Annotated in this window: 1 pseudogene; it reads left to right on the top strand. The window is 72.1% G+C overall.

Going from position 1 to position 301, the window contains the following annotated elements:
- Positions 1-301 (top strand): annotated as a pseudogene (locus tag UUA_RS18160) (efflux transporter periplasmic adaptor subunit); the annotation flags it as partial.

Raw genomic sequence — 301 nt, 5'->3', positions numbered from 1 at the left:
CAACCCTGATCCGTGCCGGCTTTACCGCCGCGATGGTGCTGCTGGCGACGGCGGCCGCGTACGTCGCCTGGCAACACTACATGTCGTCGCCATGGACCCGCGACGCGCGCATCCGCGCCGAAGTGGTGCGCATCGCGCCGGACGTCTCCGGCCTGATCACCCGCGTCGCGGTAACGGACAACCAGCCGGTGAAGAAGGGCGACCTGCTGTTCGTGGTGGACCGCGACCGCTACCAGCTGATCGCCGACCAGGCCGAAGCCGACCTCGCCGCCGCCGAAGCCGCCGCGGCGGCCGCCGGCGC

It is taken from the genome of Rhodanobacter thiooxydans LCS2 (assembly GCF_000264375.1).
GTDB classification, from domain to species: Bacteria; Pseudomonadota; Gammaproteobacteria; order Xanthomonadales; family Rhodanobacteraceae; genus Rhodanobacter; species Rhodanobacter thiooxydans.
Note: the sequence above shows the minus strand (reverse complement) of the source record. Positions and strands in the feature narration are given on the sequence as shown.